Here is a 24,898-nt window from a genome sequence, read left to right on the forward strand (position 1 = left end):
ATTGAAAAAAGAAAGAGAAAGAATTACGAGAAATAAGCAAAGAGTTCACTGAGCAAAATGGAATCGATCAAAACAGCTACAAAAAGCCTAGCTTTTTTATGAGCTGAGCTAGCAATACTGTAAATGTTAATTTATTAAATTCTCAAAGAGTAGTTAGATCAATCTCTTAGCATAGAATAACAACTCTTCTTTTGTTAAAGTGTAGGAGCTATTTTCCCAATGTTGTCTTAGTAATTCTAAGTTTTTACCTAAACTTTTTCCTGGTTGTTGACCTATGTTTACCAAATCATTACCAGACAAAGGAAATTCTGGAATATCAAACGCTTTGGCAAACTCAATATATTTGTCAATATTCTTTCCAGACTCAACACCATAAATTTTCACTAAATCGCAATATAATTCTTTACCAAAGAAAGATATGTATTTTTTTTGCTTCCTTTCCGAAAGCTCTATTTTGATATTGTTGGATAATAAAAATAATAGCTTTTTCTTTTGCTTGTTCGAAAAACGTAAAAACTTGCTTACATATTCTCCAAGATGCACCTGATCATTCTTTTCAGAAGTTCTAAGAAGTAATGCTAATTTTGTTAGCGCGTCAATTGGTTTGATATCATCTAAGTAGCTAACATTGGGACCTAGGAAAGATGTATGAATTACAGTATCACATGCTGAAATAACAGATGGCTCTGCAAGAAGTTTAGTATTAATAAGAAGTGGCGAAGATAGAATTTCACATTTTACTTCTTTCGGAATAATTTTTTGTAAAACATCAGATTTCTGCATACTCTTAAGAGTCATAACCGGATTGTCGCACTCCAGCAACTTAAACATTTCTTCTCTTATTCTCTCTCCAGAAAGGTTTTGAATCATGTGTGAATGCCTTTTGCATACATCCAATATTTCATCACTCAAGTCTCCAACGCATATTTTAGCGTGAAAACGAAACACCCTTAAAATACGCAGATAATCTTCCTTAACCCTGCCTTCAGCATCACCTACAAAATTTAACCTTCGTGCTTTTAAGTCCTGAATACCACCAAAGTAATCATATATATGACCGTACTTATCTGCATATAGAGCGTTAAATGTAAAGTCACGCCTTGAAGCATCAGCCTTCCAATCGTTGGTAAATTCCACTTTTGCATGTCTACCATCACATTTAATATCACATCTTAGTGTTGTAGTCTCAAAGGATCTTCTGTTTAAAATTGCAGTAACAGTTCCGTGTTTCAAGCCGGTTGGAATAGCTTTTATGTTACGTAGTTTTAGTGCTTCAATCACTTGACCAGGAAATAGATTAGTGGCTAAGTCAATATCATGAACATTGCGCTGTAGAATTGAATCTCTCACACATCCACCAACAAGCCTTATTTCACCACCAAACTCTTCTACGGCATTAATAATTAGACTGGTTTCATAGTCAACAACTTGCATTTAGATTAGTAATAATATTGCAGCTCATACTATATAAAATATCTGTAAAAAGTCATACACAAAAATACATAGGACTATGAAGATTTATCTTACAAAGTATTTGTGCTGTTGATGGAACGTCACTTTTAATTCTTCTATACTGCTATTACATGACGGGCCTAAAAAAGTTTTGTTCTTTGGAACGTTTTATAACCTACCTATTATATTCATTAACATTTTTTGCCAATATTTTCTCAGATACCTTTTCGACTTCTCCTTTCCATTATACATTAAAACGTTATAACATTATTAAGATCCTCACTTAACTGAAGTTTTTTTTTACTAGTGAAAGTCTTCTTGCCTTCGTTTTATTCAACTTCCATTTTTATCAATCAATGGTTCGAAATGAGCACTACCTTTATTTGTTATATATAAAACATCACTGTCGTTATAATTAGCCTTACTTATATTTATCTATATTTTTTGAACCCTGTATCATCTATCAATTGATGCAAAAACAGGTTCTATTTATTTGAATTTTCTACAATATGTAATTTTCACACAACTTTTTTTATAAAGTATTCTACTTTTAACATTAAGGCACTCTAGAATTCATCTTCTCCAGTAGTATTGATACATTAATCATACATAATTTCACGATTCTTATAAATTTACTCGTTGACCTCATCAAAATCATTGCCGATTGCACTTGTAAACTACTTTAGCAGGTTTGTTTTATACAAACCTCCTACAACTATCTCTCTTAATTACTTAAACCCTGTTTAAATTAGTAAAAAAAAACAGCTTTCATTGATAATCACCTTCCCAGTATGGAATTTACCAAGACAAAAGCTAATCACTTAAAGAATACCATTCACTGTTTTAAGCTCCTCAGCCTTTTTAAATTTTTAACACCATATAGCTACTTGACAATCTCCACTTATCAGTTGTAGTCACAGTTTTTCCTCTATAATATTAATTGTTTCTATCTAAATAAGAACTTAATAATTAAGTATAGCAAAAATTTTTAAATTGTACAACAATTATAATTTTTACAGCAAATATGAGCTTTAACTGTGGCATAGTAGGATTACCAAACATAGGAAAATCAACTTTATTTAATGCACTTACACAATCAAGCATAGCTGAAGCTGCAAATTATTCTTTCTGTACAATCGAACCTAATATTGGCAAAGTGACAGTAAAAGATCAACGTTTGAAGCAAATTGCAGCGATAGTTAATTCAGAGAAGATAATCTACAATCAGTTAAAAGTCGTAGACATCGCAGGCTTAGTAAGAGGTGCAAGTAAAGGCAAAGGACTCGGTAATAAGTTTTTAAGTCACATCAGAGAAGTTGATACCATCATTCATCTACTTAGGTGTTTTACGGATGACAATATCAGCCACGTGCACAATAAAATAGATCCAATATCAGACGCTGAAGTAGTGGAGATGGAATTAATTCTAGCCGATATTGATAGCATAGAAAAGAGACTACCTCAACTAGAAAGAAAAGCAAAGCAAGGTGATAAAGAGCAGAAGAAACAACTTGATTTAATGCAGGAGGTTTTAGCTAGCTTGAAATTTGGTAAACCTGCAAGAAGTTTAAGAAACATAGATGAAGATGAAATGAAATTGCTTCAATTGCTGACAACGAAGCCAGTTATATATGTCTGTAATGTTGAAGACTCAAGTATCATAACTGGTAATGAACTATCTAAAAAGGTAGAAAAAATAGCAGAAGAGAGCAAGAGCAAATTCTACTGTATTTCAGCAAAACTTGAAGCAGATATTGCAAATCTCGAAGACGAAAAAGAAAAACAGAGTTTTTTATCAGAGTTTGGCTTACAAGAGTCAGGACTCAATGGAATAGCTCGTATTATATATGAAGTGTTGAATATGATAACTTTTTTTACTGTGGGGCCAAAAGAAGCACACGCTTGGCCGATAAAAATAGGATCGACAGCTGATAAAGCAGCAGGTGTAATTCACTCTGATTTTGAGAAAGGTTTCATAAAAGCAGAAACTATAAGCTTTGCAGACCATATAAAATATGGAAGCGAATCAGCTTGCAAAAATGCAGGCAAAATCCGCTTCGAAGGTAGAGATTACATTGTACAAGATGGTGATATAATACACTTTAGGTTCAAGGCTTAACATACCCGATACTAGCAACAGTTCTTTTTGAGGAAAAAACTCTACCTCCTACAGCTATTCTCTAGTCAATAGTAGAGCTAGGCATACCAAAGCCAAACATAACTATAACTATATTCTTACATATATGGCACTTACTTTAGACATTCTCCTAAAACTCCATGCGAAGCTTCACTCTTTATAAGTATAGCTTCGTTTTGTTTAGTTAATTCTAAAATACCCTTTGGTCCAACATCTTTACTAACAATAGCTGATTTCTTAACATCAACTTGATTAGAATTTATATTTAAAACAACAGTATAGTTTAGTTTTTTTTCTAGACTCATCTTGTACACTCAACCAACCTCAATGTTACACATTGCAAACTTTTCAAAGTAGTAGCTTTTCTATTACTTATCATTTTTCTGAATTGCTACTATTTTTACCATTACTGTGTATGTGTATATTTTTTATTTTACTTTTCTCTTCTTCTATTCTTTTATTTTTTTACTAAAATACCTACTAATTTCTAAAATTAGCTTGAAACTAATAAAGTTAATATTAAGATTTCATGAATATTGTGAACTTGATCTTGTACATTGTTTGAAGCCTATTAAAGAAAGCAACTAGTATCACTATGCGGAATCTCTCATTTAGAAACTCTCTTGTATCACGTTCCTCGGTGCTAATCACATACCTAAAAATATATTCATTCTTACTACGAATTGCCCTTTTTATAATACCTAATACTATTTGTACTCCAGAATCATTGTCAAATTTATACTCGTTTAAAAAATTCTTTGCATAACTAACTTTTCTTGAGAAAGATCCTTCAATAACTATAACATTACACTACTATTAAACTATGAAATAATGAGCAATATATCTAGTATCAGTGTCTGTAAAAGCTAAAGTTTAGGCGTGTAACATTACCGGCACAAATTCTCTATCGTTTGCAACTTTATCAGCATATTAGGTAGAATTATTAAAGAATTAATTAAACAAGTATTATGACTAAATTTAACTCCATCTACAAGTTCTCCATTTGTTACTCCAGTTACAATAAACACTGATTTATCTCTTACCATATCTTTTATGGTGTAGATTTTTTCTAGGTCCTCAATATTTAAACTTCTTGCTTTCTCCTTTAACTGGTACGTATCAAATATTAATCTCCCCTCTATCTGTCCGCCGATTGAACTGAGTGCTGCAGCTGTTAACACTCCTTCTGGTGCTCCTCCTATTCCGATATACATATCATGATTGCCATTTATTAGTGAAACTACAGCAGTAATATCACCATCATCTATCAGTTTAACTTTCGCTCCTAACTTTCTAATTTTTGCTATTAATTCATTATGCCTTTCACGTTCAAGCACAGTTACTACAAGATTACTTATTTTACACCCTTTTGCCTTAGCTAGATTATCCAAATTTTCTTCAACACTATTTCTTAATGAAACTACACCTTCCGGGAGACCCCTTCCTACTGCTATTTTTTCCATATAAACATCAGGCGCATGTAAAAAATTACCCTTTTTTGTTGCAGCAAGAACAGACATTGCTCCTTGTTTATAATGAGCACAAATTGTAGTACCTTCGAGTGGATCAACGGCAATATCAATCTCAGGACCATTCCCTATACCAACCCTCTCTCCAATATATAGCATTGGCGCTTTATCTCTCTCACCTTCGCCAATTACAATCGTACCATTTACTTCCATAGAATTCAGTACTGCTCGCATTGCATCAACTGCAACTTGATCAGCCTTCTTTTCATTACCTAAACCTACAAATTTATATGCAGCAAGTGCTGCAGCTTCAGTTACTTTGATTAATTTGTACGCTAAATCTTCCATCATTTATTTAAGAATAACAAGTATTTAATATATATCACACCATCCAAAATTGCAAGATTCTCTAACTAATTGTAAAAAGTCAATATAAATAAGCATAGCAATATTTGATAAGATCTGAAATAACTAATAGTTTAACTTATGAAAAAAATAAAGGAAATTACAACTTAAAGCTCCGAGATAACTGCTTAGGAGTTTTGTAAAAACTAACATAAGAGAAAAAGATGGATGAAGAAATTGCTAATTCATTTGAGGATACTATACTAAAAAAACTGTTTCTAATGTTCTATCCTTTCAAAGGAACCAGTAATACCATTGACTGCAGTACATTTCTGAAAACTAATTGGAATAGCTTATGAAATTAAGTATCAAAATCAATTAAGTTACACTATAACAATAAAGAAGCTGATGCTTTAAAGGGTACTTTTAGATAGCAACAAATTCTAATAGAAATAAAAAAGAAACACTTAACGCTTCAAGTAATACTATTTATAAAGACAACATTCAGGAAGTTAAAATGCTTTTAAATTATATAGGTCACAAAGGAAAATTAGAGATATTAAGCAAGATCATTGAAGATAAACAATTAGATATAAGATTCTTTAAAATAACAAGCTGAAGTTATAAATATCCTCTTGGATAGAGGAAAATCAACGTTCTAAGTAATAACATTGTAGTAGTAATGATTCAATAGTTATTAAACTACTTTTGGAATATATAGATAGATGATACACACAAATTAAAAGCTGATATAAGAAATCTTTCAGAAATAACTAAAAAAAGCAAATTACTATTTAAGGAAGTTCTTAGAACAAGCTCTTTAAGTTAAAGTAGATTTCCACAACTTAACCTAATTATTCTATATACTTCTCAACCTATATAGTAATTGCACTGCTTAGATCAATAATAAATAAAAAAGATAAGTAAAGCACATCTGATACAAAAGAAAATAACGAGGAGCAGAATCCAACAGGAGTTATAAAATTGTAAGTATTAGTTAGTTGCCGTGCTAGATAACGATTTACGAGATTTCATCTAAATATAGCTAGAACGACAAACTTAATCAGCTTCGAAAGCCGATAATAGGAAAAAATTAGCTTTCAGAGCAAACATAAGTAAAGTACTGAGCTGGAAAGCGCATTATTAGAGTACAGACACAATCAAAGATGAAAAATTAGATGCTATAAAGCTTCTCTTAAAGAGGAATAACCATTATTAATGCAATAATCGATCAAGAGAAAAATATTATATACATTATCAAAACTGAGGAGAGCAAATCTATATTAGGCTCTGTTATTTCTTATACTGATAATAGTAATATTGATATTCTAAGTTATGCTACTGCAAAATATTAATGCACATCAATCAAAGTTAAACCCCAGAAAAGAATTATATAGATTATATTAACAATTAGAAGTAATTCTATAGCAATAACAACAATTCTATAATACAGAATGATCAAAAGAAAATTGCATTATGCAAATCAATACAGGAAACAAGAAATTAATCAAGTTATTACTGTGCCAAGCATAAAAAAAATGAAACAAGATCTAACAATGATAAAGAAAATGTTAGTAATAAACCAATGCCTTCTACACTAACAAAAAAAACAGATATAGCTTTTAACTGCCATATTAAGTAGCAATAAAGCTGATAGCTTATAGAAACTCAATCCTCTTTACCAAATACATAAGAAACTAAGTACAAAAAAGCAAAGAGAGTTTTTACATCTCATTAGCAAAGGATACTATTGAAGTTGTTACATTACAGTATTATTCATTGCTACTGTAATAATTCTATCTGTTACTTTTGATACAGTTGGTTACGACATTGTTACTGTTTTATCTTAATAGCTATTAGATTACATGCAAAAAATCACACATTGCCAAGTTATAGAGAAATGAGAGAAAAATAAGATCGAACATACAAATTTAGAAAACCATATAAACTTTGCGATTTGAAAGATTAGAAAAAGTGTCATTTCAGCACGTGATACTGAAATTTAATTTACCTAATACATTTGGATTTAACACTAAACTGCGCTGCCACCAATTTTGCGATTGGTACTCTATAAGGTGAACATGAAACGTAATCCACACCTGATTTGATGAAAAATTCTATAGATTGTGGATCTGCACCGTGCTCTCCACATACACCAAGTTTTATCTTTTTTCGCATTTTTTTGCTCTTCTCGGCAGCTATTTTGATTAACTCGCCTACCCCTTCAATATCTAGTACTTCAAATGGATCGTTTCCAAATATATTATTTTCCCTGTAAGAATCAAGAAAGTTTACTGAATCATCTCTTGAAAGTCCCATGGTTGTTTGTGTTAAATCATTAGTGCCAAAACTAAGAAATTCCGCGTGTTGTGCTAATTTATCAGCAATCAGTGCTGCTCGTGGCAGCTCTATCATCGTTCCAATTGAATAAGCCTTACCTGGTGCCATTTCAGTGTATGACATCGGAATCTGTGCTTGGATTTCATCCAAGATGACAGAAGATTCTTTTTTTATCAACTCACATATCAGAATCAACTCTCTCTCATCCATGACAAAAGGGATCATAATTTCAGGCATAACTTCTACCTTTTTCTCTTCTTTTAACTCATTTGCAGCATTGAGTATCGCCCTAATTTGCATGCTATATATTTCAGGATAAGAAATGGCGAGCCTACAACCTCTGTGGCCAAGCATTGGATTTTTTTCTGATAACTGTGTTATTTTATTTTTTACTAACTCAACGGGCTTATTCAGTGACTTAGCAATCCCTTCTATAATAGAGTGATCATTAGGCAAAAACTCATGCAGAGGTGGATCAAGCAAACGTATAGTAATCTCTCTACCCTCCATAATAGAAAATATTTCTTTAAAATCAGATTTTTGCATTTCTTCTAATTTACTTAATGCACTTGCTCTTTCATTTTTATCGTCAGCTATTATTAACTTTTGAATAAACTCAATTCTATCATGAACAAAAAACATATGTTCTGTGCGACACAAACCTATACCTTCTGCGCCAAATTCTTTAGCAATCCTTGCATCTTTTGGGGTATCAGCATTTGCTCTTATTTTAATCGTTTTGATTCCATCTACCCAGTTAATTATTGTTTTAAATTCCTGTGATAATCTAGGTAAAATTGTAGGAAGAATGCCAAGCATTACCTCACCTGTCCCTCCATTGATGGTAATTGGTTCACCTTTTTTTACTTTTATATTCCCTACAGAAAAGAAATTCCCTCCTTTATCTAGATAAAGTCCGTTTACACTACAAATGCACGGCTTACCCATTCCTCTTGTAACAACAGCGGCATGTGAAGTCATTCCTCCTCGTGCTGTTATTATACCGCTTGCAGCATTCATTCCATTAATATCTTCAGAACTCGTCTCTGGCCTCACCAAAACTACTTTTTTACCCTGCTCTACAGCTTTCTCTGCATCATTTGCACTAAATACCACATACCCAGAAGCAACACCAGGAGAAGCCGGCAGTCCTTTTCCTATTATTTTTTGATCACTTTTAATATCAAGAACCGGATGCAATAAACTATCAAAAATCTTTGGATTAATTCTTAATATCCCTTCTCCTTTTGTAATCACTCCTTCGCTTACCATATCAACTATTATACGAACGGTAGCCTCAGCCGTGCGTTTACCAGATCTAGTTTGCAAAATCCATAACTTACCATCCTGAACAGTAAATTCAACGTCCTGCATGTCTTTATAGTGTGCTTCAAGTTTTTCACATACATCGCACAATTCTCGATACACGCTTGGCATCAATTTTTCCATGGTATTTTCTTGCTCCCCATTAATCGACATAGGAGTGTAAATACCTGAAACCACATCTTCACCTTGAGCATTGACCAAAAATTCACCAAAAAATTTCTTTACTCCAGTTGAAGGATCACGCGTAAATACCACACCAGTCGCAGAATTATTATTTAAATTACCAAAAACCATTGCTTGTACGTTCACTGCAGTTCCAAAGGCTTCAGGAATATTATTTATCTTTCTATAGGAAACAGCTCTATCATTCTGCCAAGAAAAAAATACTGCATTCACCGAGCTGAACAACTGTTCTTCAACACTCTGCGGAAAATGTTTTTCAGTTTTTTCATATACTATTTTCATAAAATGAGTAATAATCTTCTTTAAAATACTAATACTAAAGTCAGCTAAATTTTTCACTCCTCTCTTTTGTTTTTCATTATCAATAACACTCTGAAACAAGTGATAGTCAAGCTTCAGTACAACACTCGAGTACATTATGATGAAACGACAGTAGCTATCATAGGCAAAGCGTTCTCCACTTTTTTTTGCAAGTCCAACAACAGTTACATCATTCAGACCAACATTCAAAATTGTATCAAGCATACCCGGCATTGAATTTACGCTACCAGAGCGTATAGAAACTAATAAAGGATTATCCGAGCCTCCAAATTTACACCCAACGTCACTTTCGAGCATCACCATGTATCTTTTGATTTCATTACACAAATTGTCAGATAGTCCCTGCTTACAGGCAGAGGTGGAGATTGTGAAACCAGGTGGAACGGGAACACCAATTTTACACATTTCTGCCAAATTTGCACCTTTTCCTCCTAGCAGATTTTTCATTTCTGCATTACCTTCACACTTAATTTGGCTAAAGTAATATATCAACTTTTCTCTCATTGGTCCTTTACTCACAAATATACTATATACATGATTTCAATAAGCTCGTCTGGACTTGAAATCATAGGGTAATAAATTTTGCAAAACTTAGCAACAGAGTTTCTTGTAATAACGTCAGTAAAGTATAAATAACAAATCATTAAATGATTCTCAATGAGAATATATAATTCAATGTCATTTTAAAGACTTTTTACAGATCTTCTGAAGTTTCTTGATGTTTTTAGCTACTTATTTATATTTTGAGATTGACGTTAAAAAGCGGGGTTACTGTTGATATTTCTTATAAAGCTTTTCTAAGCTCTAGATACAGAAGAACATAGTTAGTTGTTCAATAAGCTAAAGATCTTGAAAGCATACTCAATGTCACGTAGCTAAAATTTACTCAAGTTAAAAGTAGATCAAGGAAACAATAATTATCATAACCTCAAGAAATTCACCTTTATATCTGTTGCTAACTGAAGCATTTTTCCAGATAAGGCTAATCACAAATCAAATTATATTTATATTATTCAGAATGAGAACACTAGTGAACACGACTTAAAGAACCTTTATTTCATATCTATTGAGCTGCAAAAATTTATAAAAACAAAAGAAGAATAACTGAGGAGTATAATAGAAAAGTGGTATCATTTCTTTAATATACAGCAGAAATTAAAAGAAAAGAACTTAGATAAATAACAAGTAATAACCTAATAATAAAACAAGCTCATGAAGAGGTAAGTAAGTTTATTAATTTGCCGAGAGAAGAGCTACTAGCATATGAGCAAAGAAAAAACGTTTAATAGATGAAAACAGCAGCTCTTCTTATGGTCAGTATCTCTATAAACGTTACGGCTCAAATTATTGATCCTTTTGTCAAATGGCGAATTTTAATATTTCACTTGAATTATTTATTCTAAGCCCTAAGATTAAGGCTTCCGTCTCTATATTACCCAATAAGTCATCATAGGTATAGGTTGCCGTTTTAAAAACAAGCCATTTTTCTGGTTGCGCTTAAAAAGATATTATTGAAGCATCAAGTAGAGTAAAATTTTCACCGGCGGTACAGTTACATTCTTTAGTGCCTTATTACCACCGAATTAAATTGCTAAGCTTAACTCATTTTTATCTATAAGCTTGGCGCTTTGAATTTTTATTACTTCTTTTTCAATCAGCATGAATGTATAACAGACAGCTTACCAAAATTCAACTGTAATTCTTTTATTAATATACTCCATTACATATCACAAGTAGACTGTTCATTTGTACCTGCGATAGGTTTATAATTCTTATTACTGTTATAAAAAATAAAAAGTATCGCTTCTTTTCAATTTTCTCCCTTACTAACTAAAGTAAAGCTTGCAGTATTACCTTTAGTATAATATACCATAAATCTATCGTTTCTACATTATGGTTTTCTGATGCAAAAAAAAAGGTATTTTAAAAGAATAAATAATCTTATTAAGGAAAGAAGAGTTTATGTATATGGAACGGTCATAACTAACACTACTTACCTAAATATACATGTCTTTAAATTTTGTTTTTACAATTCTTTTTTATAGTATACTTTCCCTATTATCTAAAACTGTTATTTCACCTCACGGTGAAAGCCACGCATGTTTTATTGGCAGCTTTAAATTGCATACATTTCTCCCCTGCACAAAAAAAATAAAGTAAAACTTTGGCCATGTTTTTGCGCCCTTCCTTCATAAGTGCAGGATTTCAACTATTATGACAACATTTTGATTTGGTAGTCAGAAATACTTAATATCAACTAGACAGTCAAAATTACGGGTAAAATAGACAACGTTGACTGATTGTTCAAGTCTACCCAATTCTAACATTAATAAGTTATATCAGCCTTAAACTGTGATTAAAAACAACTTTTTATCAACTGATATTTTATGTTGTACAACAGCTCCTCTGTTCTTTTAGACTACTTCAAACTTAGAGTTCTGCTCAGCTACATCAAAAAAAGTGACTTTACAACATCTTAATCATTGAATTTACGGATTGTTAATTGTTTATGCCATATTTAAATAACGCCCTTTAACGTCTCACTTACATCAAAATAATTACTTTTTAAAATCAGCATTTTACAGTAGATTAGATAGAACTCTGAAAGAAATATTAGCTGCGAAACTTTTTCCTGAAATCAAACACCACGCCTTCAGTTATAGTAAGTCAGCACACACATCAGATAAATTAGAGAAACAAGAAAATAACCTTGTATTCCATACCAAGAAAACATTTTTCCCACTATTTCTGAATTCTACCACTTTTTTATCATCCCTTCAATTGCAGTTTTATGTAAAAGAAAGATCACTCTTCATTTGAATTAGGAAATCAATATTTAGTAACCCATATTTTTTCATTTTTGGTTTCACTTTGTTTTACTACTACCAGGATTTATGTGAGCTTCACTTTACTATTTCTCCATATTTTCTTATTGCATATTTGTTGTCATTATACTTTACTCTCTTAGTTCGCTCTTTAAATAATCATAGAAGTAATTATATCTAACTTCATTATCAAGCTATTAACTACACCTTCGCAGAATAAAAAAACAAAAAGAAGGTTTGAAACCATCAGTAAGTGAGAAACAAATGTCCTTACTCAACACCACATTGTTGATTTGCCACTATCTTTTGAAATTAGCTGAGTACTATCTTTAATTACCCCACTTATCATCACAGGCACCACTATAGAATTACCCTTAAACTCAACTACAGAGTATACTTTACAATCTTTGATATTCAAATCGCTTATACAAACTAACTAACCATTATTGACACCCACTTACTTAAGGTTTAATAAACCTTCTTTTAGTTAATCTAAAAAAAAGCGCAATGCTTTTTTAGGTAACTTCATAATCCACCCTTTTTACGCTAGTCCATATTTAGGTACACTGGTTGCTACTTTACCCTTTCTTACACAACTTTCTTTTATATTTTGTATCATACATAAACTTTTCTGAATATGATATTGTGATATTCCTAATGTTTTTCATTACTGAAAATTCACTTAGCCATAATACAGTTTACACTTTAAAAATAAATATCTGAACATAGTTACCATAGTCTTTCAAAGGAAAACTCTTGATATCTATACAAGATATTCCTTCAATTGCGAAATGGATCAGGATTCTGACCTTCTGCACTGCTGTAAAAACATACTCTATTTCATCAAAACTCAACAACTTTGTACCTGCTCAGTACTTATTTAATTCTTTTACTTCTCTTTTGCAACTTGTAATTGCAAGCGTTACATAGTAGTTATACACGATACCCATATCATTTCAGTCGGTCATCTCCTCTTTTTCCATTAGTTGAATTTAAATAATATTTCCTCTACAACATGAATAGTTCCATAGATAATTGAAACTGTCCTACCGCAGATTAAGGTTCAAGCTTACAGATTTTTTAGCCTTGTCTATACATTACCTTTTGTTCGGCATCAAGACTACAAATATTGCATTACTGAGCTGTTCACCAAAAAAAGAGTCCAGACTCTAAACCGATAACCTAACTAGACTAAAAATGCTGCCAATTTAGCCTAAAATTAATGATAAAATCATTATAGACATAACAATCCTCTCTTTTAATAGATTTTTTTTAAACTGTTGGACTGAAAGTTAACCCATATAGTAAACTCCATGATAGAGCATCTTTCACCCCAGCACATTGCTTTTTGCTATCTAAGTAGTTGACACTGAAGTTCAAAAAAAGCTATATATAGCGTCAGTTACTTTCATGGCGTCGTTTTTGTACATAGCGTCAGTTACTTTCATGGCGTCGTTTTTGTACGCATTATCTTAGCAAAACAAATATTTGTATATATGTATAGCCACTATAAAAATTTTTTTAATCTATAATGCCAATAATATATACTATGCTATACTGACAATAGACTATACAATTTAATAAGCTACACAAAAGTTAGTCATAGCTAATAGAACCTCTAAGAGATAGAAAAACATAATATAAATACAATAGAAATATATATACACCTGCATTCATTGAAGAAGGGACACACTACATTTTTTACATAGTTTTATCGTTCAACAAAAAAAACTTGCAAGCAAAAACAAATTCTGATTCTAAAACATTATTACTGTTAATTACAATGGAGCTACAAAAATATGCTAAGCAATTTTTTTGTTGAATTTATAGTTTCACTTTATTATCTACAACTTCACCTACGATTATAAAACATTGTTTATCATAAGAAAGTCATCCAAGCAGCTCTTTTTTTTCTGTTACCTCAAAGCACTTGATACTAGGACCCAAAGAATTCACTTTTAACCAAGTAGCTGCATAATAAGGAGTAGATTCTAGCATCACATACTGTATGATGATATCGATCTCAGAAAGTTTTCTATTAAATTCGATAAAGAAAATCATTTATAATCGCCATAGCAACTAACGTTGAAACATAACGCGCCTTGTGATCTAATAAATAGAGGCTTTTATCCAATTTTACAGTAAGTGCTTCCAGATGGCTTCGAAAGCAAATATTACCATACTTATCTTCAATAGCCTCTATTACTCCATTATTGGAAAATGCTGCAACTTTATAACCAAGTGACTCCAACTTCTTTCTATTTTCTGACGTATTACTCACTTCCCCTGAATGAGCATCCGGAAAATATGTTAAAAACCAGCCATTCTCATTAGGTGGTAAAAATTTAGCTACCACTTTTGCTAAGTGGCTATTTGGAATTATCTTTATCTGCTGAAGAGGTACATTTTCTTGCTGCTGTAGATTAGGTGTTGATCTTAAATGAAACCTTTGCTTCTCTTCATCGCTCACAAGATTTGCCACATTTACTACTTCAATCCCTTTTGTATTCATAATGCATTGCAAACCACCACATATACTAAGTAAGTGAATTGCAGGATTATTATTCACTATTTCCACAATTGCTTCAGTAACAAGTTGGTGGCATGAAGCAAGAGAAAATTGTTCTAAGTACAAATTACAATAATTTCCTAGAATAAATATCCTATTTATTTCGTGCTCTTCAATGAATTTTGCAACTTCAACTTTTACTCTCTCTAATATCAGTTTTCTTGCTAATATTTCATCCTGTTCCGTAAAATTAAGTGACTCTGTCTGGATTTTTTTAAGGCTAATTATCTTATCACAATCAATCAAAACAGCCCTAACTTTCCAATTATTAAACATTTCATAGATATTTCGAGATAAATTAACCTCACACGGATATGTTTTTTCCTCTGTTTTCAATAAACCAACAACTATACTACCATTTATTAGATGTAAACTTCCACTAGCACTTGCATAAGCAATGCTATTGAACAACAGAATTACACTTAATAAGATACTAAATACCTTGTTATAATACTTACACGTTATAACCTACCTAATACCTATACTCATATAAGTATTATAATACAATAATAAAACATTTTGCAACAAAAAAGTAAATTTGGTAAGAAGGAGAAAGTGGCCTGAGCAGGAATTGAACCAGCGACACAAGGATTTTCAGTCCTTTGCTCTACCAACTGAGCTATCAGGCCATCATGTGCTTTCATTCTTAAATAAAAAATGTTATCATGTCTATTAAAAGTTTTTAAAGCAATTTTTATAAAAATAAAAAGTGGACACTGACAATAAAATAGAAATTTATCCTAGCATACTTGACCCTATAACCTTTGGGCATATTGGCATAATAAAAAGGGAATATAAACTAGTTAGTAAATTATTAATTAACATTATAGAAAACACTAATAAGTACACATACACTACTTTTAACGCAAAGCTACATACAAGCATGGTAAATTATAAACTTCCCATAAAATTGAGACTATATTTCCTCCTGCTCTAAAGACACTCAATTTATCTCATCAAGTTTTGTAAGAAAAATAGCAGGATTAGGAGAAAGTGTTAGCAAATTTGCTCTAGAAAGAGTTCAAAAGAGTTGATTAACTTCAACATGAATAAAGCAAGAAGTGAAGAATAGTATTTATTTTCCACTCCCAAATATATATATATATATATATATATATATTTAATACATAAAATATTATAAACCAAAGGAGCAACATGACAGAAGTAAGGAATAATAGTGTAATAATAGTTTGTTGCCGCGGCGATGAGAACGATAATGGTTCTGGTCATCCGCTAATATATTTATATAAAGAAAAAGGAAAAACATTTTGTCCTTATTGTAATAAGCTAATGGATGAAGAATTTAAATCTAAAGAACCTAAACCCGCTGATAAATCTATTATGGAAGCAGCCAATAAAAGGAGAAAAATCCATGGGTGAACTTTAACAGCATTCCACTTTTCAAAGTTAGCTAATTTATACAGATAGCAATAAGAGGAGCAGTAAAAATGAAGCTGTCCATACGATCAAGTATCCCTCCATGGCCAGGTATCATACTTCCACTATCTTTAACATTATAAGCTCTTTTAATAAGAGATTCAGTGAAATCGCCAAGTTGTGCTAGAATAGCAACTATAAGTCCGATTATTGGAGAATAAAAGATTGAAAATAGACCTAAAAATACTGATCCAAGAATCGCGCATATCATTCCAGCTAAGGTTGCACCAAAAAATCCTGACCAAGTTTTTCCAGGACTAACAATTGAGCAAATTCTAGCTCCACCAAAATTCTTGCCAAACAGATACGCAGTAATATCAATATTCCAAATTGTTAAGATGAGCCATACTAATGTGTATTTCCCTTGTGGTAGATTATATAGGTATATCAACGAAGCATTCGGTAGTGCAATCAATAACAACGCGAAAACATATAAGATCCTGTTCCCCTGAGTTAGATTATACCATTCAAAAGAAGATAGAACTGCTATCGAAAGAACCAGTAGGTAAAATGATAAATCATTGAAATATATAGCAAAAAAGAATATAAGCAATATTATTATTGAAGACAGTACTCTAATTATAAAGTTGTTATCTACCATATCTTTTCTCTCTTTTTGCATAGTCTTCTAATGCTCTGCTCAAATCTTGACAAGAAAAATCAGGCCACAAAGTATCACAAAAATATAATTCAGCGTAAGCTGCTTGCCATAATAAAAAGTTACTTAACCTTTTTTCACCACCAGTGCGAATTAATAAGTCTAACTTTGGCAAATCTTTAGTATACAAAAATTTTTCAAATCTGTCCTCTGACACAGAATCAATATTTTCTTTTATAATGTTACTTATAGCATGTATAATTTCTTGTTTTGCTCCATAGCTAACCGCTACAGTAAGTAATAAGCTATCATTCTTACGAGTCATTTCTTCCACTTTTTTTATTTGATCAAATACTTTTTGAGGTAACAAATTTAAATTTCCAACAAAATTCAATTTAATATTATAGTTACAAATAAAATTAACTTTATCTTTATCTGTCAAAGCAAAGTAAAGTAAATCAAATATGCAATCAATTTCTTCTTTAGGCCTGAGCCAATTTTCCATAGAAAATGCATATAAAGTTAAACATGGTATGGTTAAAGTTATACAATACTTAGCAATATCGTATGCAACCTCACTACCTTTTCTATAACCATCAATTTTTATTTTCCCCTGCTTGTTTGCCCATCTACTATTACCATCCATTATGATCGCTAAATGTTTTGGTAGAGACTCTAAATTTAACATTCAAATTTAACCAGGTTTTGACTTAAGTGAAAATTCTTTTGATTTCAGCAGGTACCTGGAAAGCATCATCTCAATATTCCGATACTGAGATCCAGAAACCTTGATTGTAAACAATAAGCACATCAAGTTGATGAGCATAAAAGCAGCTGGTCTTATGTTACAAAATATAACTTTCTTAATAAAGTTACTAAAAGCTGAATCCAAGTATCGGAAAACTGAGATGACATCCTTCTTGGCAGAAACTATTCTTAAACCACAACACTTACACAGTCGCGCATCAGCTACCCGTATAACACCTTTTAAAGTAATTTGTTTTTCCTCACTATCGAAGGCTTCTTTCATATCAACTTAGCAATGCAATATCTCCTTTTCTTTAATAGACAATTCATCATCAATCTTTTCGATATTATCATCAGTAATATTTTGTATTTGCTTTTTAGCACCATGAAAATCATCCTCTGAGATTTCTTTACTCTCCTGCATTTTCTCTATTTCTTCCATAGCATCTCTACGTATATTTCTAATAGCAACCCGCGCATTTTCAGCAAACTGGTCCAATAATTTTACTAATCTTTCACGAGTTTCTTGCGTTAGATCTGGAAGAGTTACACGTATAGCATTACCTTCAACAACAGGGTTTAAGTTTAGATTAGCACTTAATATAGCATTTTTTACTTCACCTATAATACTAATATCCCAAATTTTAATTGACAAAGTTTTATTATCTGCAACTGAGATACCTGCAACCTGACTTAGTTTTTGATGCCCACTATAGATGTTTACAACTATGCCATCTAGTAATGATGCGTTAGCTCTGCCAGTACGTATACCTTTAATATCATTATGAAAAGACTGAATAGTCTTTAGCATCTTTTCTTTTGTTTTAGTTTTTACCTCGTTCAACATAAATTACCTATCGTTTACAACCTGATAAAACTATAGTATAAGTACCAAGACCCTTAATAATATTAACTATTTTTTCCCCTTTCAAAGAAAAAACTATAATTGGAATAGAATTTTCACGCGCAAGAGAGACGGCTGATGCATCCATAATTTTTAAATCACGCGCTAATAAATCCATATAAGAAAGCCTATCATACATTATGGCATCTTCATTTTCCTCAGGATCAGCAGAGTATACACCATTTACTTGGGTGCCTTTCAGGATAACATCACAATTCATTTCAATAGCACGTAGAGCTGCAGCTGTATCTGTAGTAAAAAATGGATTACCAGTACCAGCTGCAAAGATTACTACTCTACCTTTTTCTAAATGACGAATAGCTTTTTCCCTTATATAAGGCTCACATATAGTGGTCATAGGTATTGCAGACAACACTCTAGAATTTACTAAATTTTTTTCTAAAAAGTTTTGTAAAGTTAGAGCATTGATTATAGTTGCAAGCATTCCAATATAATCACTGCTTGCTCTTTCACAACTACTTAAAGATGCAGATGACGCACCACGGAAGATATTACCACCACCAACTACAATACATACTTGAACTCCAAGCTTATAAACATCAGCTATACCTTTGCACAATTGATCTATAACTTTTATGTCGTGACCAAAAGGTCGTGATCCCATTAAAGCTTCACCAGAAATTTTCAATAATACCCTAAAGTACTTTAGCTTACTTTTTTCATCTGTTGCAGCAGTCATTTCTAACTACTAATTTTTATTACCTAAAATGAATAACTTATAATCAGACAATTTAATAGAAGAATTCACACTCAATTCACTCAACTTTATAAAATCAGAAATTTTTATCCTATTATCTTTGATAAATTTCTGCTCCAGCAAAATAACTTCTTCATAATACTTGACCATTCGACCATCTACTATTCTCTTTGTTACTTCTTCAGGCTTATTTAAGCTATTTACTTGTTCTTCAACTATAGAACGTTCATTATTCAATTTTGTATAACCTAAATCATCTATAGAAAGAGCTTCAGGCTTCATAGCAACTATGTGCATTGCTATTTGCTTTCCAATTTCCTGTAGCTTTAACTGATCACCTAATGACTGCAATGCAACCAAAGCCCCAGTTTTACCTAAGTTAGGTATATCACTATCACCATGCACGTAGCCAGCAATAACCCCATCCTTAATTTCCAGGTAACAAAGCTTGCTTAGCTCTACCTTTTCACCAAAAACAGACGTATTATTTATAATAGCTTCTTGCACTGTACCAATACCTTCATACTCAGCACTTTTTAAATCGCCAACGCTAGTACAACGGTTTTGATAAGCAATTGATACTAAGTTTGAAATCAACTCTATAAACTTTTCATTTCTCGCAACAAAATCAGTTTCACAATTGAGTTCTATCAATACACCACGGTTTTTATTTAAATACATAGCAACCAGCCCATCTAAAGTTACCCTGTCAATCTTTTTATCAGCTTTAGTAAGTCCTATTGTACGTAATCTATCAATGGCTTTTTTAATACTACCATCACACTCTTCTAATGCTTTTTTACAGTCACTTAAACTAAGCCCTGTTCTACCGCGCAGTTCTCTTATACTATCTTGATTCATTTTCATCTATCACTAGCTCCTTTCCATCTCCTTTATGAACCTTACTATACCTCTTTTTAGCTTGCACAACATTATTTCCCTTCTCCTGAATAAACTCACTACCCTTTACATCACCAACCTTAACTCCAGACTTTGCCAAACTAGATTCTATCCCAGCTAATATACAGTCAGCAGCTAACCTACAATAAAGTTCTACTGATTTTCTTGAGTCATCATTCCCTGGTATAGGATAAGTAATATCATCCGGATTAGAGTTAGTATCAAGCACTGCAACTATTGGAATCCTTAATTTTTTAGCCTCTTTGACTGCAATGTGCTCTTTATTAGTATCAATAATAAATAAAATATCTGGAATTGCTCCCATTTCCCTAATGCCACCTAATGCTTTATCAAGTTTTTGCCTTTTCTTTTCAACATTCCCTAATTCTTTCTTCGTTAAAACGCTATTCTCATCATTTAAAATTTTCTCACACTGAATTAGAGTTTTTATCGAAGAAGAAACAGTTCCCCAGTTAGTAAGCATACCACCTAGCCAACGATAATTTACATAATATTGACCACAACGAATTGCTTCACTTGCAATAATATCTAAAGCCTGAAATTTCGTACCGACAAATAAAATGCGGCCACCTTGAAATGCAACATCATATAAAGCTCTCATTGCTACCTGTAACAGTGGTAGTGTTTTTCTTAAATCAATTATATGTATACGATTTTCTTGATGCACTCCATATATATACGGAGCCATTTTTGCATTCCATCGACTAATTTTATGACCAAAATGCACACCAGATCCAGCTAAATCACGCACAGTAACTTCAGGCAAATTTACCATTCCAATCCCTCAAAATAGTTCATCTTTACATGGCACAACCGTAACAAGACTATTTGTATGAGCCATATGTGAAATTAAATTACTTTCATGGTAATATAAAGAAGATTAAAATGCAAATAAAAAAATATTGACAAAATGAAGCATATTTATTAACCTTAAAAGTAAAGTTTCAAAAGGAAATGGGGGGTGTAGCTCAGTTGGTTAGAGCGCATGCCTGTCACGCATGAGGTCATGGGTTCAAGTCTCATCACTCCCGCATATAAGTTTCCTACAGAGCTTAAGCTTACTCTATTAGCTTTTTCTTCTCCAATTTAGATATATAACTTTATAGTAAATGCATCGTAATATAATGCCAACAAATTTTAACTTCATCAGTACAAGTAAAGAAAATTCTACTCCAAAAATATTAAAACTATGTATACAAAATTATTTCATTTTTAGCATTTAAATATTCTGTATCTGTTGTAATGACTTCACTTCCAGCTTGCTATTCTTTAAATATTGGATTGCAAGCACTAGTGCTCTGCCCCCAGAAGCTGTAGTGCTATAAGCGATGTTTTGCGAAATAGCAGTTGTGCGAACATCTTTGCTATCTGAAACTGATTTTACACCTTTTGAAGTATTAATTACCAGATTTATTTTTCCATCTTTAAGCATATCAACTATATGAGGTCTGCCTTCTCTCACCTTATTCACAGCTTCTGCAGCTATACCATTATTATTCAGGTACAAAGCTGTACCTTTAGTAGCATATATTTCGAAACCCAGCTCTTCCAACATTTGTGCAACTGACAATATATACTCTTTATCATCATCCTTCACTGAAATTAGAGCTTTTCCTTCCGTTGGTAACTTATATCCTGCAGCCATGTACGCTTTCGCAAGCGCAGCTTCGAAGGATGAGTCAATTCCCATCACTTCTCCTGTTGACTTCATCTCAGGACCAAGTAGGGCATCAACTCCTAAAAAACGAGAAAACGGAAAAACAGCAGCTTTAACTGCAAAGTGATCAATAGATTTTTTTTCTTGGTCTAACTTTTTACCTAAAATAACTTGAGCAGCAAGCTTCGCGATAGGAATATTGATTGCCTTAGAAATAAAAGGAACTGTGCGACTAGCCCTTAAGTTCACTTCAAGTATATATATGTCACTTTCTTGAATGGCAAATTGAATATTTATCAGACCTTTAACTTTTAATTCAAGAGCTATTCTTTTAGTTTGCAGCTTAATTTCCTTCACAATTTTATCACTTAATGTATTTGCTGGTATCGAACAAGTTGAATCACCGGAATGAATTCCAGCCTCCTCAATATGTTCCATAACCCCTGCAACGAAAACTCTTTCCCCATCACATATAGCATCAACATCAATTTCAACTGCATTTACCAAAAATTTATCAAGCAACAACGAGCCATGTCCAAAAATTTTAGTTTGACTAAGAACATATTCCTTAAAGCTATCAATATCATGTTTGATTGACATAGATTGACCACCCAAAACATAGGATGGCCTAACCACTAATGGGAACCCAATTTTCTCTGCATTAGCTAATGCTTCTTCCACCGAAGAACAGATAGAACTTTCAGGTTGTTTTAAATTAAGTTGCAAAATAAGGTTCCTAAATCTCATACGATCTTCAGCAAGGTCTATAGAATCAAAAGATGTACCTAAGATATTAAAACCCCTTTCATTTAACGTTTTGGCTAATTTTAAAGGCGTCTGACCACCTATTTGGACTATAACACCAACCAGTGTGCCGTTTTCCTGCTCTTTACTTAGCACCTCAAGTACATCCTCTTCAGTTAATGAAGCAAAATATAAACGATCAGCAGTATCATAATCAGTTGAAACAGTTTCAGGGTTACAATTAATCATTATTGTTTCATATCCCATTTCTTTAGCAGCGGAAACTGCATGCACACATGCATAATCGAACTCAATACCTTGACCAATACGGTTTGGTCCACTACCTAAAATGACAACCTTCTTTCGGTCGGAAACATTTGCTTCGCATTCTGCCTTATTCATAACCTCTCCTTCATAACACCCATACATATAAGCAGTACTAGACTCAAATTCAGCTGCACAAGTATCTACGCGTTTATAAACAGGTTTGATGCTAAACTTTTTTCTTATTGCTTCAATCTGCTCTATCCGATCTGGCATAGTTCTAGCACTTGAAGCCGAAATCTGCATTTGGATCTCAGTGTCAGCTACATCAATGACAGAAGTAGATTTATTGCTTAAACTTGCCAACCTTGCATCCGAAAATCCCATCTTTTTTAGTTCTAATATCTCGTGTGCAGCTTCAGGCAAACCGGTTTCCTTAATTTTCTGTTCAGCTAAAATAATTTGCTGTATATTCTGTAAAAACCATGGATCATACCTTGTAATCGAATTTATTTCTTCTATACTCATTCCATGACGCATCGCATCAGCAGCAGCCAGTAATCTGTTTGGTAGTAATTTTGCTAATTGAGATTTTATATGATTAACATCTGTGCCATTAGAAAACACTTCATCAAGTCCTGTAAGACCAGTTTCAAGTGAACGGAAAGCTTTCTGTATTGATTCATTAAAAGTACGTCCTATGGACATTACTTCTCCCACTGATTTCATAGAAGTTGATAATTCACAATCTGTTCCCTTAAATTTTTCAAACTCAAAACGAGGAATTTTAGTGACAATATAATCAACCACCGGTTCAAATGCAGCAGGTATAGTTGGTGCACAGTCATTGCGTATTTCATCAAGCGAATACCCAATAGCAAGCTTAGTTGCAACTTTTGCTATTGGATAGCCTGTTGCTTTTGAGGCAAGCGCAGAAGAGCGAGAAACCCTTGGATTCATTTCAATCACAACAAGGCTCCCATCTTCTTTAGGATTAACTGCAAATTGAACATTTGCACCACCAGCACTAACATCAATCTCTCTAAGTACTGCTATAGACGCATTTCTCATTTGTTGATACTCCGCATCGCGTAGAGTTAAAGCAGGAGCAACAGTAATGCTATCACCTGTATGAACTCCCATAGGATCAACATTCTCTATTGAACAGACCACTATACAGTTATCTTTACAATCACGAATAACTTCCATTTCGTACTCTTTCCAACCAATAATGGATTCATCTATCTGAACTCCATTTATTGGTGAAACTTTCAAGGAGTTTTCTGCAATGTTGAAAAACTCTTCCTTATTATATGCTATACCACTGCCTACACCGCCAAGAGTAAATGATGAACGGATAATTGCAGGCAACCCGACATAATCTAAAGCTTCCTTTATTTGCCTTTGATCTCTTATAATCATACTTTTAGGATACTTCAGCCCTATCTTATCCATAGACTGACGAAATAGCTCTCTATCTTCTGCCTTTTTAACTGCTTTTCTACTTACACCGATAAGCTTTACGTTATATGTATCCAATATTCCATCATCTGCAAGCTTCATTGCACAATTCAAAGCAGTTTGCCCACCCATAGTTGGTAATATTGCATCCGGCTTTTCCTTAATTAAGATTTTTTCTATGATCTCAGGTAGTATAGGTTCAATATACGTTGCATCAGAAAATTCAGGATCTGTCATTATAGTTGCAGGATTAGAGTTCACTAGAATAACTTTATAACCTTCATTCCTTAATACTTTACAACTTTGAGTTCCTGAGTAATCAAATTCACATGCCTGACCTATAACTATCGGACCTGCTCCTATTACTAATATAGATTCTATATCCGTGCATTTTGGCATAATATAACACAATCCTTACTTGAGTAATGTTACCAATCTTTCCTATAAATGTGAATTTTTATTAAATTTATGAGCTATATA

15 protein-coding genes, 2 tRNA genes and 1 pseudogene are annotated in these 24,898 nt (G+C 32.5%); 4 read left to right on the top strand and 14 right to left on the bottom strand.

The annotated features are described in order from the left end of the window. Positions 1-153: 153 nt before the first annotated feature. The gene (locus WOVOC_RS02095; RefSeq protein WP_025264167.1) at positions 154-1,434 is read right to left on the bottom strand and encodes a CCA tRNA nucleotidyltransferase; all 1,281 of its coding nucleotides are present in this window, start codon (positions 1,432-1,434) and stop codon (positions 154-156) included. 1,042 nt (positions 1,435-2,476) lie between these two features. Here WOVOC_RS02095 and ychF point away from each other — a divergent pair. Continuing rightward, on the top strand, positions 2,477-3,571 hold the full coding sequence (ychF, locus tag WOVOC_RS02100) for a redox-regulated ATPase YchF (protein ID WP_025264168.1): 1,095 nt from the start codon (positions 2,477-2,479) through the stop codon (positions 3,569-3,571). Positions 3,572-3,702: 131 nt separating this feature from the next. Here ychF and WOVOC_RS02105 read toward each other — a convergent pair whose 3' ends face one another. From WOVOC_RS02105 to WOVOC_RS02140, 5 genes are all read right to left on the bottom strand, one after another. Next, complete coding sequence (locus WOVOC_RS02105) at positions 3,703-3,894, bottom strand: hypothetical protein (RefSeq protein WP_025264169.1); 192 nt, start codon at positions 3,892-3,894, stop codon at positions 3,703-3,705. A 582-nt stretch (positions 3,895-4,476) separates the two neighbouring features. Beyond that, positions 4,477-5,406 (bottom strand): class II fructose-bisphosphatase, encoded by a 930-nt coding sequence (glpX, locus tag WOVOC_RS02110; protein WP_025264170.1) that lies wholly within the window; start codon positions 5,404-5,406, stop codon positions 4,477-4,479. A 2,004-nt stretch (positions 5,407-7,410) separates the two neighbouring features. Then, a complete protein-coding gene (ppdK, locus tag WOVOC_RS02120) occupies positions 7,411-10,077 on the bottom strand; it encodes a pyruvate, phosphate dikinase (RefSeq protein WP_025264171.1) in 2,667 nt (888 codons plus the stop codon). Between the two features lie 4,359 nt (positions 10,078-14,436). Continuing rightward, entirely contained in the window at positions 14,437-15,378 is a 942-nt protein-coding gene (locus WOVOC_RS02135; RefSeq protein ID WP_198642981.1) for a glutamine amidotransferase, read from the bottom strand. A gap of 145 nt (positions 15,379-15,523) precedes the next feature. Continuing rightward, a tRNA-Phe gene (locus WOVOC_RS02140) sits at positions 15,524-15,596 on the bottom strand. Between the two features lie 80 nt (positions 15,597-15,676). Here WOVOC_RS02140 and WOVOC_RS04695 point away from each other — a divergent pair. Both WOVOC_RS04695 and WOVOC_RS02145 read left to right on the top strand, forming a co-directional pair. Next, a pseudogene (locus tag WOVOC_RS04695) lies at positions 15,677-16,039 on the top strand (nucleotidyl transferase family protein). 83 nt (positions 16,040-16,122) lie between these two features. Beyond that, positions 16,123-16,347, top strand: coding sequence for a zinc-finger domain-containing protein (locus WOVOC_RS02145; RefSeq protein WP_025264173.1), 225 nt, complete (start codon positions 16,123-16,125; stop codon positions 16,345-16,347). A gap of 31 nt (positions 16,348-16,378) precedes the next feature. Here WOVOC_RS02145 and WOVOC_RS02150 read toward each other — a convergent pair whose 3' ends face one another. From WOVOC_RS02150 to rpsB, 7 genes are read right to left on the bottom strand one after another with little or no spacing between them, the layout of a single operon-like run. Continuing rightward, positions 16,379-17,005, bottom strand: a complete 627-nt coding sequence (locus WOVOC_RS02150; RefSeq protein WP_025264174.1) for a phosphatidate cytidylyltransferase — start codon at positions 17,003-17,005, stop codon at positions 16,379-16,381. Then, positions 16,995-17,690: a polyprenyl diphosphate synthase gene (gene uppS, locus WOVOC_RS02155; RefSeq protein WP_014869260.1), complete on the bottom strand. Its 696-nt coding sequence runs from the start codon at positions 17,688-17,690 to the stop codon at positions 16,995-16,997. Before uppS ends, WOVOC_RS02150 begins: the two co-directional genes overlap by 11 nt. Positions 17,691-17,696: 6 nt before the next feature. Next, a complete protein-coding gene (locus WOVOC_RS02160) occupies positions 17,697-18,032 on the bottom strand; it encodes a hypothetical protein (protein ID WP_014869261.1) in 336 nt (111 codons plus the stop codon). Between the two features lie 6 nt (positions 18,033-18,038). Next, the gene (gene frr, locus WOVOC_RS02165; RefSeq protein WP_025264175.1) at positions 18,039-18,596 is read right to left on the bottom strand and encodes a ribosome recycling factor; all 558 of its coding nucleotides are present in this window, start codon (positions 18,594-18,596) and stop codon (positions 18,039-18,041) included. Between the two features lie 7 nt (positions 18,597-18,603). Next, a complete protein-coding gene (gene pyrH, locus WOVOC_RS02170; RefSeq protein ID WP_025264176.1) occupies positions 18,604-19,353 on the bottom strand; it encodes a UMP kinase in 750 nt (249 codons plus the stop codon). Positions 19,354-19,362: 9 nt separating this feature from the next. After that, on the bottom strand, positions 19,363-20,238 hold the full coding sequence (gene tsf, locus WOVOC_RS02175; protein WP_025264177.1) for a translation elongation factor Ts: 876 nt from the start codon (positions 20,236-20,238) through the stop codon (positions 19,363-19,365). Then, positions 20,219-21,067: a 30S ribosomal protein S2 gene (rpsB, locus tag WOVOC_RS02180; RefSeq protein WP_014869265.1), complete on the bottom strand. Its 849-nt coding sequence runs from the start codon at positions 21,065-21,067 to the stop codon at positions 20,219-20,221. Before rpsB ends, tsf begins: the two co-directional genes overlap by 20 nt. Before the next feature lie 182 nt (positions 21,068-21,249). Here rpsB and WOVOC_RS02185 point away from each other — a divergent pair. Then, positions 21,250-21,323: transfer RNA gene (locus WOVOC_RS02185), tRNA-Asp, on the top strand. A 188-nt stretch (positions 21,324-21,511) separates the two neighbouring features. On the opposite strand, the gene carB is transcribed toward WOVOC_RS02185, so the two are convergent. Next, positions 21,512-24,817: a carbamoyl-phosphate synthase large subunit gene (gene carB, locus WOVOC_RS02190; protein WP_025264179.1), complete on the bottom strand. Its 3,306-nt coding sequence runs from the start codon at positions 24,815-24,817 to the stop codon at positions 21,512-21,514. Positions 24,818-24,898 lie beyond the last annotated feature (81 nt).

Source organism: Wolbachia endosymbiont of Onchocerca volvulus str. Cameroon (assembly GCF_000530755.1).
Lineage (GTDB): Bacteria > Pseudomonadota > Alphaproteobacteria > Rickettsiales > Anaplasmataceae > Wolbachia.